Origin of the sequence: Acinetobacter sp. CWB-G5, assembly GCF_019209785.1 — a bacterium.
Classification (GTDB): Bacteria; Pseudomonadota; Gammaproteobacteria; order Pseudomonadales; family Moraxellaceae; genus Acinetobacter; species Acinetobacter johnsonii.
In genome coordinates this window covers 1-13,426 of the sequence record NZ_JAHUTF010000019.1, presented here as the reverse complement: position 1 = coordinate 13,426, position 13,426 = coordinate 1, and the positions used below count along the sequence as shown (strand labels likewise).

Below are 13,426 nucleotides of genomic sequence, written 5' to 3'. Positions count from 1 at the left end.
GGTACAGAAGTGAAGTTCTTGGGAAAGACGACTAAAAATATTTTCGTAGAAAAATAAAAAAAAGGGCTATATGCCCTTTTCCTTTTTGCGCTCGATGTCGCATAACGTAATTTTATGTTAAATTCGATACACCCAATCATAACTTCATATCCTTCCTACTTAAACCACAATTCAATAACTTAAGTGATTTCTATTTCACTTATAAAATATGATATGTTGACCTCAAGAATACTTCATAAACTTTACTATGTTTGCTTTAAAAACAATTCATTTAGAAAAGAAAGTCTCAAACGAAAATCAAATTATTCTTTTATTTGATCTGGATTCATCTTGTCCATGTTTGTACCCCATGCTGTACACAATGAAGTTAGATTTGTGAACTTCTATCCTTTTAATGATATAGAAACTATCTCACCTCGCCCAATGCTGTTTATTACTGGTGATCAAGCGCATTCCAAAGAGTTCAGTGAAGATGCCTATAAACGTGCTGGTGAGCCTAAAGAGTTGTACTACGTTAAGGGTGCAGGACACGTTGATCTATATGATCGTGTTGATGTAATCCCTTTTAAAAAATTAACTGATTTCTTTACTAAAAACTTGAAGTAATCTTTAGTTTAGCCAAGTTGAGTGGGCTCAAATCAACTTGGCTTTTTTAATTGAAAGTCCATATTATTGCCCAACCATGATGAGAACGAAAAATAAAGTTAGCCTTATTCTGATTGCATTAGGCAGATGTACTACCATGTTGTTTGCAATGTACTACAATGGCTACCTAATTATTAGAATTTGACTAATTTATATTTAGAAAAAAGTTAACTAGAAAATAAGCTGTAATTTTCTATGTTAATTACGTTTAAATTCCAACCCTCTCATTTTTCAACTAGCTCAGGTTATAATGATGGCCTCCCAAAATATGGTTGATCTATTATGAACGCCTCCAATGACCCTCTACACGGCAAAAAACTTGCTGACATTTTGGATGAATTATTAGATTACTACGGTGGCTTTGAAGGCTTAAGTCGTAAAATTGAAATTAGATGTTTTTGCATAGATCCAAGTGTTAAGTCATCATTGCGATTTTTACGTACCACACCATGGGCACGTGAAAAAGTAGAAAGCTTATATTTGTATGTCTTACGCCAAAAAGCCAAACAGAAATCGTAGCTTTCAAAACCCCAACCTCAGCCTAATATTTTATACCAAGCAGTAAACTAAACTTATTGAATAGCCAATGATTTTGTAGACACCTTTTAATTGGTGGTGGACTGCCACCACTCTCCTAGCAAAATTTAGTCTATATCCCTATGGTTTATTTAAAAACTTATTTTCTATCTTTACTAGGCTGTATGATCAAAATCATACTGGCACTCAACACTGTAAATTTGAGAATGAATCTGTAGGTACAGACTCATTCCCTATCGATAAAGATATTAGAAATAGCTACATAGACATAGAGTTTATTTCTAGCTTATTCAAATTAGTCGTTCAAATTAGGCTTTACTATGGATGAACAATAATTTTTACTGCAGACTCATTATTATGAATCAGCGTTTCAAAGCCTTTGGAAACAAGATCATCTAATGCAATACGTTGAGTAATAAAAGGTTCTAAATTAATCTTACCTTGCTCGATTAAACGGATGGTTTCCTGATGGTCATTTACATAAGCAATCGTGCCACGAATATCTAGCTCTTTCATCACCACACTATGTACATTAATTGTGGCAGGATGGCTCCAAATAGAAACGATAACAACCACACCAGTTGGTTTCATTGCAGCCACCAATGTATCCATGACTTTATTGACACTACTACATTCAAAAGCGACATCTACACCGCGGCCTTCAGTAATTTTCATTACTTCATCAACCACATCAACTTGGGAGGGATCTAATACATAATCTGCAACGCCAGCCTCTATCGCTTTTTCTTTACGTTTTGCACTCAGCTCAGTAATGATGACTGTGAGACCTTTGGCCTTTAAAATGGCTGATAAAAGTAAGCCTATAGGGCCTGCTCCACCAACCAATGCTATATCGCCAGCTTTTGCACCACTTCTGACATAAGCATGATGACCGACAGATAAAGGTTCTATCAACGCTGCTTGGTCTAAGGGAATATCATTTGAAATAGGATGTACCCAACGTCGTTGAACTGCAATTTTTTCAGAAAGACCGCCACCACGTCCACCTAAACCAATAAAGTTCATATTTTTTGATAAATGATACTTATCATTCGGGCCAGTCGGCACATCGTCAGCAATAATGTAGGGTTCAACTACGACATGTTGCCCAATTTGGATATCGTCTACACCCTCTCCAACTGCATAAACCACGCCTGAAAATTCATGTCCCATTGTTACAGGTGCAGATTCTCCCGAAATTGGGTGTGGGTGACCACAAGGTGGAATAAAAATAGGACCTTCCATGAATTCATGTAAATCTGTACCGCAAATACCACACCACGCAACTTGAATTCCAACTGTGCCTGGAAGTACTTTCGGTTCAGGGATATCTTCAATTCGAATATCCCCTCGGTCATAAAAACGAGCTGCTTTCATTTTGTATTCCTTATATTGATGTTAACGGTAAACCATTCCACCATCTGTCAAAATAGACTGACCTGTAATGTAGTTTGCATCCTCACTGGCTAAAAATGTAACTAATGCAGCCACGTCATCTGGTGTTTCAGCACGTCCTAAAGCAATACTATCTACATATTTTTTATACGTTTGACCAATTGGTGCACCTGTAATTTCAGAGAACCGCTGATCTATTTCGACCCACATGTCTGTACCCACAACACCCGGACAATAACTATTTACAGTAATTTTAGCACTGGCATATTCTTTAGCCGCAGCTTGCGTCAATGCACGAACTGCAAATTTAGTTGCCGAATAAACACCGAGCAAAGCAAAACCTTCATGACCTGCGATTGAGCATGCATTAATAATTTTTCCAGCCTGTTGGCGTTGTTTAAATTTATTTGCTGCGGCTTGAATCCCCCAAAGTACGCCACCGACATTGATGTTCATAATTTGGTTAAATTCACTCGGCGTTACTTCTGACAAAGCTTTGACTTGTGCAATACCTGCATTATTGACCATGATATCAAAACTATTAAGTGTCGATTCGGCATGATCGATTGCATGACTTACTTGTATTGGATCTGAAATATCCGCAATAAATGTGGTGGCTTTTACGCCAAAGGCTTCCACCTTTTTTTGAACTGCATTTAACTTTTCTTGATGAAGATCGACCAAGGCAATATGAACACCTTCTTGTGCTAAACGTAAGGCAATACCGCGTCCAATGCCTTGTGCCGCACCCGTAATTAGTGCAACTTTATTGTTTAAACCTCTAGGCATGTTGAGACTCCTTAAATATGGATTGCACGTTGCATCGCCGACAATACCGACTCATGCATCGCCTCAGACAAAGTAGGATGAGGGAAAATGACCTGTGCTAAGCTTTCATCCGTAGCTTCTAGGTATTTTGCGATGGCAAAACCTTGAATGTGTTCGGTAACTTCATGTCCGACCATGTGAGCACCCAATAATTCACCCGTTTCCTGACTAAAAATGGTTTTAACAAATCCTGCGCTATCGCCCAAAGCCAATGCCTTACCATTGGCGTGTAAAGGAAACTTACCAACATTGATATTCAAGCCCGCAGCTTTCGCTTTCTGCTCTGTTAAACCAATACTGGCCACTTGGGGATGAGTAAATATACAGCCTGGAATTTGTGTACGATCTAAAGCATGTACATGACTTAGTCCTGCAATTTTCTCCACACAGAGAATAGCTTCATGACTGGCTTTATGCGCCAAACATGGTGCACCTGCGACATCGCCAATTGCATAAACGCCCACTACATTGGTTTTACACCATGGGTCGACTTTAATAAAACCATTCTCAAATTCAATACCCAAAGCTTCTAGGCCAAGATTTTCAGCATTCGGTTTCACGCCAATAGCTGAAAGCACCTTTTCAACACTAATGATTTGCACACCTGTGGCAGTTTCAATATGGCAATGTACTTGAGCCTGATCAGTTTCTATTTTTTTTACCGTTGCTTCGGTTAAAACCCGCATACCCTGCTGTTCAAATTGCTTTTGTACATACTTCGCAACTTCAATGTCTTCGCTAGGGAGAATCTGCTTTGCGATATCAACCAAGGTGACTTGGCAGCCTAAGTCTTGGTATAGGCTTGCAAACTCACTGCCTATAGCACCCGAACCAATGACCAGTAAAGATTTTGGTAATTGTTCTGGAACTAAAGCCTCTTTATAACTCCAGACCTGATGGCCATCTACAGGAATATGAGGCAAATTGGCCGCACGTGCACCTGTTGCGACAATAATATGCGGTGCAAAAATCTGCTGTTTTTGACCCTTCGCATCTGTAAGCTCTAATCGCTCTTTGGCAACAAACTGGGCTGCTGCATTAAAAACAGTGATTTGATTCTTTTTCAATAATTGCCCGATACCTTGCACCAGTTGCTCAGAAACCTGTCTGCTATGACGGACCAGTTTTTGAATGTCAAAATCAACCGCGTTAAGAGTAAAGCCAAACTGCTCTGCATGTTTGAGCTGCTGCGCAAGCGCAGCCCCGCTCAATAATGCCTTGGTTGGAATGCACCCCCAATTAAGACACACTCCGCCTAAGTGTTGTTTCTCAACGATTGCCGTTTTTAATCCCAGTTGCGCTGCGCGAATCGCAGCGACATACCCTCCAGGACCAGCACCAATAACCACAAGATCAAATTGTGTATCCGACATGGCTGTTCCTCCTACACCAAAATTAATGCAGGATTTTCGACAAACTGCTTAAACGCCGATAGGAATTGAGCACCCAACGCACCATCTATCACACGATGATCACAAGACAATGTTGCTGTCACCATTTGACGAACAACAATCTCATCATTTTCGACGACAGCACGTTTCTCAGCTGCACCTAAGGCCAGAATTGCACCTTGAGGTGGGTTAATAATGGCATCAAACTGTTGAATACCAAGCATTCCCAAATTGGAAATACTGAAACTACCACCTTGAAACTCATCAGGTGCTAATTTTCCAGTTTTGGCACGTGTCGCCAGATCACGCATATCATTGGAAATTTGTACCAAAGATTTACGGTTCGCTGCTTTGATAATTGGCGTGATCAGTCCGTTTTCGATTGCCACAGCAACCGAAATATCCGCCTGTTCAAACTGTAAAATTTGCTGATTTTCTTCATCAAACTGAACATTGACCTGTGGAACTTTGATCAGTGCGGCAGCAGCAGCTTTAATCAGCATATCGTTAATGGACAGCTTGACTTGCGGTACGGTACTGTTAATTTGCTGACGCAAAGCCTGAACCGACTCAACATTTAAGTCTATCGTTAAGCGAAAATGTGGTGCATTGCGTTTCGCAGCCTGTAAGCGCGAAGCAATTGCTTTACGCATACCATTCATAGCTACAGTAGTGAATTTTGCGGACTCTGCTGGATGCGCATGATCAGCATGTTGAGCTTGTACAGGGTTTTCACGTTGATATACAGCTTCAACATCTTCCTTACAGACTCGTCCACGTGAACCCGATGCACGACAATCATGCAAATTAATGCCCCATTGTCTTGCCAAACGGCGGGCAACAGGTGTCGCTAGAACATCACTATCATCTGCTTTAGATTTCGCGGCTTTGGTACTGGCTTGATGACGCACATCTGGCCAAGAACCACCAGCAGCTTGAACTGCGGTCTGAATATCTTGAACACTAATACGACCTTCACGTCCAGAACCCGTAATCTGAGACAAGTTTACATTATGCTTTTCAGCCAATTTCAAGGCATGTGGCGTTGCAAAAATATCATCGCTTTGTTGGTAGCCTTGTAACGCAGCAGGAATAGAATATCCGCCCTGAGTCACCGCTTTTGATCCATTACCAACACTGTTCTGTTTAGGAGCAGCTTGCACTTTGGTTTCAACTTGAGCTACAGCTACTTTTTCAGGAACCGCTGCTACCGCTTTATTTTCTGTTACAGCAGGTGTTCCACCTAAGGACTGTGCAAATGCTTCAACTTCTGTATCTGAAACTTGAGCGTCTGCACAAATTGCAATAACTCCACCTACGACCAGAGTGTCACCATCTTTAGCAATAATTTTGCGTAGCAAGCCATCAAAAGGTGCTTCAAGAACATTGACGATTTTTGTGGTTTCAATTTCACAAATTTCCTGTCCTTTACTAAATTGCGTACCTTCCTCAATCAGCCATTGGGCAATCGTACCCTCTTCCATGGACAAACCCCATTTTGGGATTTCTAAAGTTTTAATTTCGCTCATCCTAAGCCTCCAACGTCTTACGTACAGCCTGTTCGATGCGTTCTACACTGGGTAGCCATTCTTTTTCTAATACTGGTGAAAATGGTACGGGTGAATGTGGTGGAGTGACTAACTCGATTGGTGCTTTAAGATAATGAAAGCCTTTCTGTGCAATGAGTGCAGCCACATCATGTCCGAAACCGCAACGCGCCGCAGATTCATCTACAATCACTACGCGACCTGTTGACGCCACTGATTCTAAAATGCCATCTTCGTCTAATGGAGAAATGGTTCGAGGGTCAACCACTTCAACCGAAATGCCTTCTTTTGCGAGCTTATCCGCAACTTCATTGGCACGATGCACCATCAAGCTTAAGGCAATAATGGTAATATCAGTGCCTTCACGGGTGTAATTTGCGACACCAAAAGGAATAGTGTAGGCTTCATCTGGCACTTCGCCCTTAATGTCATACAACAATTTGTGTTCACAAAATACTACTGGGTCATCATCTCGAATGGCTTGAATCAACAACCCTTTCACATCATAGGCACTTGAAGGCACCACCACTTTTAAACCAGGCACTGAGGCAAACACGTTATATGGCGACTGAGAATGCTGCGCTGCTGCGGAAAAACCTGCACCGATCATGCCTCGTACAACGAGTGGCGCTTTGGCTTTGCCACCAAACATATAGCGGAATTTAGCCGCTTGGTTATACAGCATGTCATAACACACGCCGTAAAAATCCATGAACATTAAATCTGCCACAGGTCTTAAACCCGTTGCAGCAGCACCTGCCGCCATACCAATAATCGCCGATTCTGTAATCGGGGTGTCAATGACTCGCTCAGAACCAAATTCAGTCCATAAGCCTTTGGTTACACCAAGTACACCGCCAAAACCTTCCAGTTTATTGTTATCGGTATTTTTGCCACCATGCCCACCACGAACATCTTCACCGACCACAATGACACTCGGATCTCGGCGCATTTCTAATTCAATTGCTTCTTTAATCGCGTTTCGATAACTTTTATTTGGCATTTTTCTACTATTCCTTTAGTAAGAGACGTAAACATCAGTAAGTAACTGAGAGACTTCTGGGTACTTAGCTGCGCGTGCTTTTGCAACGGCATCGTCTACATTGGCTTTAGACTGGACATCAATCGCATCCAGTTTGGCTTCGTCAATTTTATCCTTGACTTTTTCACGGAATATTTTCAATGGGTCTTTATGTTCTTTGACATAATCCAGTTCTTCTTTGGAACGAATAAGCCCCGGATCACCTTCAAAATGTCCATAAAAACGGTTGGTTACCGTTTCAATCACACTCGGACCTTCACCACAGCGGGCACGTTCAATGGCTTTTTGTGCAACTTCATACACAGCAAAAAAGTCTGTTCCATCTACTTTTTCAGCAGGTAAGCCAAAACCTGCCGCTCGACCTGCAATGTCTTTACTGCCTACGGCATAGTCATGTGCAGTACCTTCACCAAAACCGTTATTTTCAAAAACAAAAATGACAGGGAGCTTTAACACGACAGCCATATTAATGGCTTCAAAAGTTAAGCCCTGATTTGACCCGCCATCACCGGTAAATGATAGACCAATCCCACCATTTTTCAGTGTTTTAGCACTTAAAGCTGCCCCAATAGCCAAAGGTGGACCACCACCCACAATACCGTTTGCACCGAGCATGCCTTTATCTAAGTCCGCAATGTGCATTGAGCCGCCTTTACCACGACACAAACCATCATCTTTGCCAAAAATTTCTAACATCATGGCGTGAATGTCACAGCCCTTAGCAATACAATGTCCATGACCACGATGCGTTGATGTAATGAAGTCCTTGTCTGTTAAATTTTCACAGATCCCTACGGCAATAGCTTCCTCACCGCTATATAAATGGATGAAACCGGGAATATCACCTGTATTATTTTCATCGTGAAGTCGATCCTCAAATTCACGAATGTCGCGCATTCTTTTGTATGCTGCTAGCAATTGCTCTTCCGTTAATTGCATATCTTTGCTCCTTATTAACTACGCTTAAAAGAAAATCCAAAAATTAATGGTTGGATTTTTAAACCGTATATTTATATAAATATATTTTTATTTAATTTCATATTAGACTAAAAAAATATAATGCATTAAGAGATGGGAAAAATATTAAAAACAGAAGGTTATGAACTTAAAAATTTTTTAAAATTTTACAATAGTTCAATCACATATGAAAACAAACCTTTAACCAACCTTTATTTTATATGATAAGTTTTTTGCACTGTTTTAATATTATTAAAGCACCTAAAAGAGCTTATTTAATATCGGGATCTATATTAATTATTTTAAACGATGGAGTGTTTGTAATGGATTTAAATAACACAGTATTAACTGGAAAAAAGCTACGTGGCGCTGAAAAAATGGCGCGTATTCCAATTAAAGTTGTTCCAACAGAAACGACACCGAAAAAGCCAGAATGGATTCGGACTAAAATTAGTCAACCTGAGGAAGTTCAAATCATTAAGGATTTATTACGACAACAGAAACTACATACGGTTTGTGAAGAAGCGGCCTGCCCTAATTTGCCACAATGCTTTAGCGGAGGGACTGCAACGTTTATGATCATGGGAGATATTTGTACTCGCCGCTGTCCATTCTGTGATGTCGCACATGGTCGTCCTAATATCCTAGATCCTAATGAGCCAAAGCATCTGGCTGAAACAGTCAAGAATTTAAACTTAAAGTATGTCGTGATTACTTCTGTTGATCGAGACGACTTAAAAGATGGTGGCGCACAGCATTTTGCAGATTGCATTCGAGAAATTCGTCAAACCAGTCCAGAAACTCTGATAGAAATTTTGGTTCCTGATTTTCGTGGTCGTGCAGATATTGCCCTGAAGATTCTGAGCCAAAACCCACCCGATGTTTTTAATCATAATATTGAAACCGTTCCACGTCTGTATAAAGCCATGCGACCAGGCGCTGACTATAAGCACTCATTGGATTTACTCAAAAAATTTAAACACTACTGTTCTGAAATTCCAACGAAATGTGGTTTGATGGTCGGTTTAGGAGAAGTCGAGGCTGAGGTTATTGTGTTATTAAATGATTTGAAAGATTATCAAGTGGACTATGTCACAATCGGTCAATACTTACAGCCATCTAAATCTCATGCGCCAATTCATCGTTTTGTTACGTTGCAAGAGTTTAAGCATTATCAAATACATGGGGAGCGCTTAGCGTTTAAAAATATTTGGAGTGCGCCATTAGTACGATCAAGTTATTTTGCAGACCGTCAGTATCATGGTGAAGCTGTGCCTAGCCCTTACATGAGCGAATGAATTTTCATCCTATTTACGTTTATTAACATTTCAGATGGAAATAGTCATTTTCAGCTCATAAGAACACTTTTAAAGTAACTCAAGGACTGGTAAAGCCAAAAGATATGATTTAACCAAGCAAAGATAAAAGCATTTAAAATTGAAGCAAGAAGAAATGACGTAAATGACTATAAATTTGGAAACTCATTTCTAAAATTTAAAAATATTACAGTCTCATCATAAAGGAATATGATATGAACCTGTTCAATACCGCATTTGCAAAAAATCTGCAAACAACCCATTTAATTAATCAACATACTGTGCATGCCGCCCCTGTTTTAGCCTTACCTCCAGAAGATAAAACGTCTTTATTTCGCCGCTCTATCCAACATAATTATGCTGACTTACTCAAAATAGCGGAAGATTCAGATATGGCGATTGGTCTTACAGACCATCACGGGACTCTCTTATGGACATGGAGTAGTTCTGCAATGCTTTCTTCTGCCGAACAGGTTCATTTTATTGAGGGTGGGCATTGGTCTACACAGGCTGTTGGGACCAATGCGATTGGTATGACGTTGAACAGCCAAATATCAAGTTGTGTCTATTCTCATGAAAACCAAATGGACAGTGTTCGAGATTGGGTCTGTTATGCCGCGCCGATCTGGGATCCGACATCAGGGCAATTTCATGGCATTATTAACCTTTCCACAAAATATAAAAAACATACTCCTTTGGGGCTGCTTGCAGTTGAGCGCTGTGCGGATTTAATACAACGAGCCATAAAGTTTGAACAGCAAAATTTTTTATACATTAAGGCGCTAGGCTCGCCTTGGGTTCAATTTAATGGGCATACCTTGAACTTGAGTCACCGTCAAATTGAAATACTTTGCATTTTAGCTTTGCATCCCCATGGCATTGGCTTAGAAGAGTTACACTATGCCCTTTATGGTGAGCGTAGTGTCAGCCTAAAAACCCTAAAGGCTGAGCTTTCACAACTTCGTAGCCTATTACCTCATTCAATTGAGGCTCGGATTTATAGGCTTAGCTGTGAAGTCCAGTGTGATTTTTTACGTGCTGAACAATCATTAAATGCAAATCTTATTTCCAGTACATTCTCGCTATATAAAGGGAGCTTTTTATCTAAATCAGATAGCCCTTTACTAAGTACTTGGAGACATTGTTTTGATGCCCGTTTAAGCCAGTTGATCTATCAAATAAAGGATATCGATCAATTATTAAGAATTATTGGGCAAACACATGACCGAATTGATGCGGTACAGCGTTTATTAGAGTTATTACCACAGGACAGTATCCACCGTAATTATTTTTCAAATCTGATTTAGATTTGATCTGTTGCTTCAACTCTAAAGTTTTATTGTGAAGCAGATTGAAAAGGAAGTATGATTTTCATACTTCCTTTAATAAAATTTAAAATTGAGAACTAAATACAGTGAAGTCTAGTAATTCACTTACCCAGCTTTGACACCTAGTTTGTCGCTGCAAGGTGTATCCATGCCATTACTACAGCTTTAATAGTTAAAACCACCAAATCTTATAGGTCTAAGTTATGTAAGTATGATTTACCATAAGCGCACGTCTATGCCGTGATGGTGACGATAAATATTTAAGAATGCTGACAAGCTTCACCCACCGTTGGTGGTATAGAGGATCGGCATCCCCTTTCTTAAAGGGGTTTCAATGAGGTGTGAATAGCCCCCACTCTTCTAGACAAATTTAGTCTATTCTTAAGACCTTTTTAGTAGGAAAATATCTATTCATAGCTAGGTTCATGAACCAAATATTTTACAAGTTATAACTTTAGTACTCTAAGTAACTCGAATCCTGTTTAAGTCAAGGATTCCATAATTTGAATTTTTGGTTTATTTCGTTGGGTGAATTGATATGCACATAACGATGCGTAAATCCCACTTAGAAATCCATGAATACTACGTGCTTTACTCGTCACTAAATTGTATTGACCTTTCAATAAGCTGAATAACGTTTCTATTTTATTGCGCTGTTTTAAGTGATATTCATCTGATACACAGAGTTGAACAGACTGCATATTCTTTCGATGATAGGTAATCAAATCAATACCTTGACTTTTTAATCTGCTTTTTAAGTCTTGGCTGATATAGCCACGATCCGCATAAAGCCTTGCTTCTAAGCCTTCAACTAAATGCTCAACCATTTTTATGTCAGCCACATGTCCATTAGATAATGCAGAACATGCTATTTCACCCAATTGATTCATCGCGATATGTAATTTACAGCCATAAAACCAGCCCATCGAGCTTTTACCACGTGATGCAATTTTGGCTAATGATTTATGGCGTTGAATCCGTTGATTTTTACAGACAGGTAAAGTGGTTGAATCAACCCATAAATATTTGCTGCGTTGGCCTTTCATTAAGGCGACATGTAAAGCATGTAGTGCCAATTGATGCATATTGATGAGGTGAACCATCCGTTGGTAGCAGGGTAAATTTTTAAATAAATGATTTTTATCCTGTTTCAACCATGAAAAGAATGCTTTGAAATTGTTGATATGAGAACACTTATACCAAATGGCGATAAAATTGATTTCTGAGAGACTCAATTGGGCTGGTCGAATTCTTATAGAGTGACGACTTTGTTTGAGAAATTTCCAATAAGTTGCTTCAAATTTAAGAAAGAAATCATCGATTACGCAGAATAATTCGGGACTATTGAACATCAAGACTAGGGCTGTGAGTTTTGTGTGGTAACTCAACTGATGGCTCTAGTTCCTTTATTTTTCAAGTCAATTTCTTATCCGCGATTCGGGTTAAGTAATTAAATTTGTTGTTTATTAAACATAAATTTAATTGTGAACTATATTATAGGTGAACATAAGTTAAATAGATAACATTTGTAATTTAGTTCACTAATACTGATATGGTAAGTTTTATTCTTCTTTATCTCAAGTTTTACATAACAAAATTTATGAGAACCTAATAAAGCAAAATATGTTACTATTATTATAGTAGTTACTTTTAAGTTTGTTAATTCCCTATGAGTACAAATACCAGTCTTGAAATCTGCCCAATTGCCAGAAGTTTGTCTGTTTTAGGTGATGCTTGGAGTATGTTGATATTACGAGATGCACATGCAGGTTTTACTCGATTTGACCAATTCCGTAAAAATTTAGGCATTGCTCCCACAATGTTAACTAAACGTTTGTCTGTTTTAGTTGATGAAGGACTACTTGAAAAGCGACAATATTCAGAACATCCGCCACGTGAAGAATATGTACTCACTCAAGCAGGTCAAGATTTTCTACCAGTTCTGTTTGTGATTGGTGCATGGGGGCGTAAATACAAGCCTTATGAACATCCTGAAGAAATGGTAACGTTTCTTGATGCTGAAAATGGGACTGAAATTAAGCCTATTGTGATTGATCAAGTGACAGGAGCCGAAATTGGTACACGACCTATTCGCCAACAAGGTGAATAAAGCTAAAAAGCACCCATTCTGGGTGCTTTTTTCATAGCGTCAACGAATGGGTTATGATTTTATGCGGGTACGTTGGGTCGCATATGTTCCCCAACCACTACGTAAAACTGACTTAATAAATGCCCATAAACCGCTTTCTTTAGGTTTTGGTGCTTTACCTTGAGCAATACGGTTAAGTTGTTGGGTGTACCAAAGAACTTCCATAATATGTATTAGTTCCGACTTAATCTGACACAGAGCTTGAAAAAGAAGAAGTTACCGATTTTGATTAAAGGTGTCGAATCTCAATCAATAAAGGTAACTTCTCATGTTGCATACTAACAATCAAAT

General features: G+C 39.4%; 11 protein-coding genes and 3 pseudogenes. 6 read left to right on the top strand and 8 right to left on the bottom strand.

The features are described from left to right. Positions 1-247 precede the first annotated feature (247 nt). The 3 genes and pseudogenes from KVY11_RS16660 to KVY11_RS16340 all read left to right on the top strand — a co-directional run. A pseudogene (locus tag KVY11_RS16660) lies at positions 248-367 on the top strand (site-specific integrase); the annotation flags it as partial. Then, positions 361-606, top strand: a pseudogene (locus KVY11_RS16345) (alpha/beta hydrolase); the annotation flags it as partial. The pseudogenes KVY11_RS16660 and KVY11_RS16345, both read left to right, overlap by 7 nt. Positions 607-927: 321 nt before the next feature. Further along, positions 928-1,164, top strand: a complete 237-nt coding sequence (locus KVY11_RS16340) for a VF530 family DNA-binding protein (RefSeq protein WP_003651786.1) — start codon at positions 928-930, stop codon at positions 1,162-1,164. Positions 1,165-1,500: 336 nt separating this feature from the next. Here KVY11_RS16340 and KVY11_RS16335 read toward each other — a convergent pair whose 3' ends face one another. From KVY11_RS16335 to KVY11_RS16310, 6 genes are read right to left on the bottom strand one after another with little or no spacing between them, the layout of a single operon-like run. Then, a complete protein-coding gene (locus tag KVY11_RS16335; RefSeq protein ID WP_218289552.1) occupies positions 1,501-2,559 on the bottom strand; it encodes a 2,3-butanediol dehydrogenase in 1,059 nt (352 codons plus the stop codon). 21 nt (positions 2,560-2,580) lie between these two features. After that, complete coding sequence (locus tag KVY11_RS16330) at positions 2,581-3,366, bottom strand: acetoin reductase (RefSeq protein WP_218289551.1); 786 nt, start codon at positions 3,364-3,366, stop codon at positions 2,581-2,583. Positions 3,367-3,377: 11 nt separating this feature from the next. Continuing rightward, positions 3,378-4,778 carry a dihydrolipoyl dehydrogenase gene (gene lpdA / locus KVY11_RS16325; RefSeq protein ID WP_218289550.1) on the bottom strand — a complete coding sequence of 467 codons (1,401 nt, stop codon included), beginning with the start codon at positions 4,776-4,778 and terminating at the stop codon, positions 3,378-3,380. Between the two features lie 11 nt (positions 4,779-4,789). Then, on the bottom strand, positions 4,790-6,325 hold the full coding sequence (locus tag KVY11_RS16320) for a 2-oxo acid dehydrogenase subunit E2 (protein ID WP_218289549.1): 1,536 nt from the start codon (positions 6,323-6,325) through the stop codon (positions 4,790-4,792). A gap of 1 nt (position 6,326) precedes the next feature. Next, positions 6,327-7,346 (bottom strand): alpha-ketoacid dehydrogenase subunit beta, encoded by a 1,020-nt coding sequence (locus KVY11_RS16315; RefSeq protein WP_218289548.1) that lies wholly within the window; start codon positions 7,344-7,346, stop codon positions 6,327-6,329. Positions 7,347-7,361: 15 nt separating this feature from the next. Continuing rightward, positions 7,362-8,324, bottom strand: a complete 963-nt coding sequence (locus KVY11_RS16310) for a thiamine pyrophosphate-dependent dehydrogenase E1 component subunit alpha (protein WP_218289547.1) — start codon at positions 8,322-8,324, stop codon at positions 7,362-7,364. 341 nt (positions 8,325-8,665) lie between these two features. On the opposite strand from KVY11_RS16310, the gene lipA reads away from it, so the two are divergent. Continuing rightward, the gene (lipA, locus tag KVY11_RS16305) at positions 8,666-9,640 is read left to right on the top strand and encodes a lipoyl synthase (RefSeq protein WP_218289546.1); all 975 of its coding nucleotides are present in this window, start codon (positions 8,666-8,668) and stop codon (positions 9,638-9,640) included. A gap of 233 nt (positions 9,641-9,873) precedes the next feature. Then, entirely contained in the window at positions 9,874-10,965 is a 1,092-nt protein-coding gene (locus KVY11_RS16300; RefSeq protein ID WP_218289545.1) for a helix-turn-helix domain-containing protein, read from the top strand. A gap of 503 nt (positions 10,966-11,468) precedes the next feature. On the opposite strand, the gene KVY11_RS16295 is transcribed toward KVY11_RS16300, so the two are convergent. Beyond that, entirely contained in the window at positions 11,469-12,338 is an 870-nt protein-coding gene (locus KVY11_RS16295) for an IS982 family transposase (RefSeq protein WP_218289553.1), read from the bottom strand. Positions 12,339-12,655: 317 nt separating this feature from the next. Here KVY11_RS16295 and KVY11_RS16290 point away from each other — a divergent pair, with 317 nt between their 5' ends. Then, positions 12,656-13,096 (top strand): helix-turn-helix domain-containing protein, encoded by a 441-nt coding sequence (locus KVY11_RS16290; RefSeq protein WP_218289544.1) that lies wholly within the window; start codon positions 12,656-12,658, stop codon positions 13,094-13,096. 51 nt (positions 13,097-13,147) lie between these two features. On the opposite strand, the pseudogene KVY11_RS16285 reads toward KVY11_RS16290, so the two are convergent. Beyond that, positions 13,148-13,306, bottom strand: a pseudogene (locus tag KVY11_RS16285) (NADH oxidase); the annotation flags it as partial. Between the last annotated feature and the right edge of the window lie 120 nt (positions 13,307-13,426).

What these genes read in the sequence shown, in the direction of transcription:
- lipA (WP_218289546.1), top strand. Translation starts at nt 8,666, where the DNA reads ATGGATTTAAATAACACAGTATTAACTGGAAAAAAGCTACGTGGCGCT.
- KVY11_RS16295 (WP_218289553.1), bottom strand. Translation starts at nt 12,338, where the DNA reads ATGTTCAATAGTCCCGAATTATTCTGCGTAATCGATGATTTCTTTCTT.
- KVY11_RS16290 (WP_218289544.1), top strand. Translation starts at nt 12,656, where the DNA reads ATGAGTACAAATACCAGTCTTGAAATCTGCCCAATTGCCAGAAGTTTG.
- KVY11_RS16320 (WP_218289549.1), bottom strand. Translation starts at nt 6,325, where the DNA reads ATGAGCGAAATTAAAACTTTAGAAATCCCAAAATGGGGTTTGTCCATG.
- lpdA (WP_218289550.1), bottom strand. Translation starts at nt 4,778, where the DNA reads ATGTCGGATACACAATTTGATCTTGTGGTTATTGGTGCTGGTCCTGGA.
- KVY11_RS16335 (WP_218289552.1), bottom strand. Translation starts at nt 2,559, where the DNA reads ATGAAAGCAGCTCGTTTTTATGACCGAGGGGATATTCGAATTGAAGAT.
- KVY11_RS16330 (WP_218289551.1), bottom strand. Translation starts at nt 3,366, where the DNA reads ATGCCTAGAGGTTTAAACAATAAAGTTGCACTAATTACGGGTGCGGCA.
- KVY11_RS16340 (WP_003651786.1), top strand. Translation starts at nt 928, where the DNA reads ATGAACGCCTCCAATGACCCTCTACACGGCAAAAAACTTGCTGACATT.
- KVY11_RS16310 (WP_218289547.1), bottom strand. Translation starts at nt 8,324, where the DNA reads ATGCAATTAACGGAAGAGCAATTGCTAGCAGCATACAAAAGAATGCGC.
- KVY11_RS16315 (WP_218289548.1), bottom strand. Translation starts at nt 7,346, where the DNA reads ATGCCAAATAAAAGTTATCGAAACGCGATTAAAGAAGCAATTGAATTA.
- KVY11_RS16300 (WP_218289545.1), top strand. Translation starts at nt 9,874, where the DNA reads ATGAACCTGTTCAATACCGCATTTGCAAAAAATCTGCAAACAACCCAT.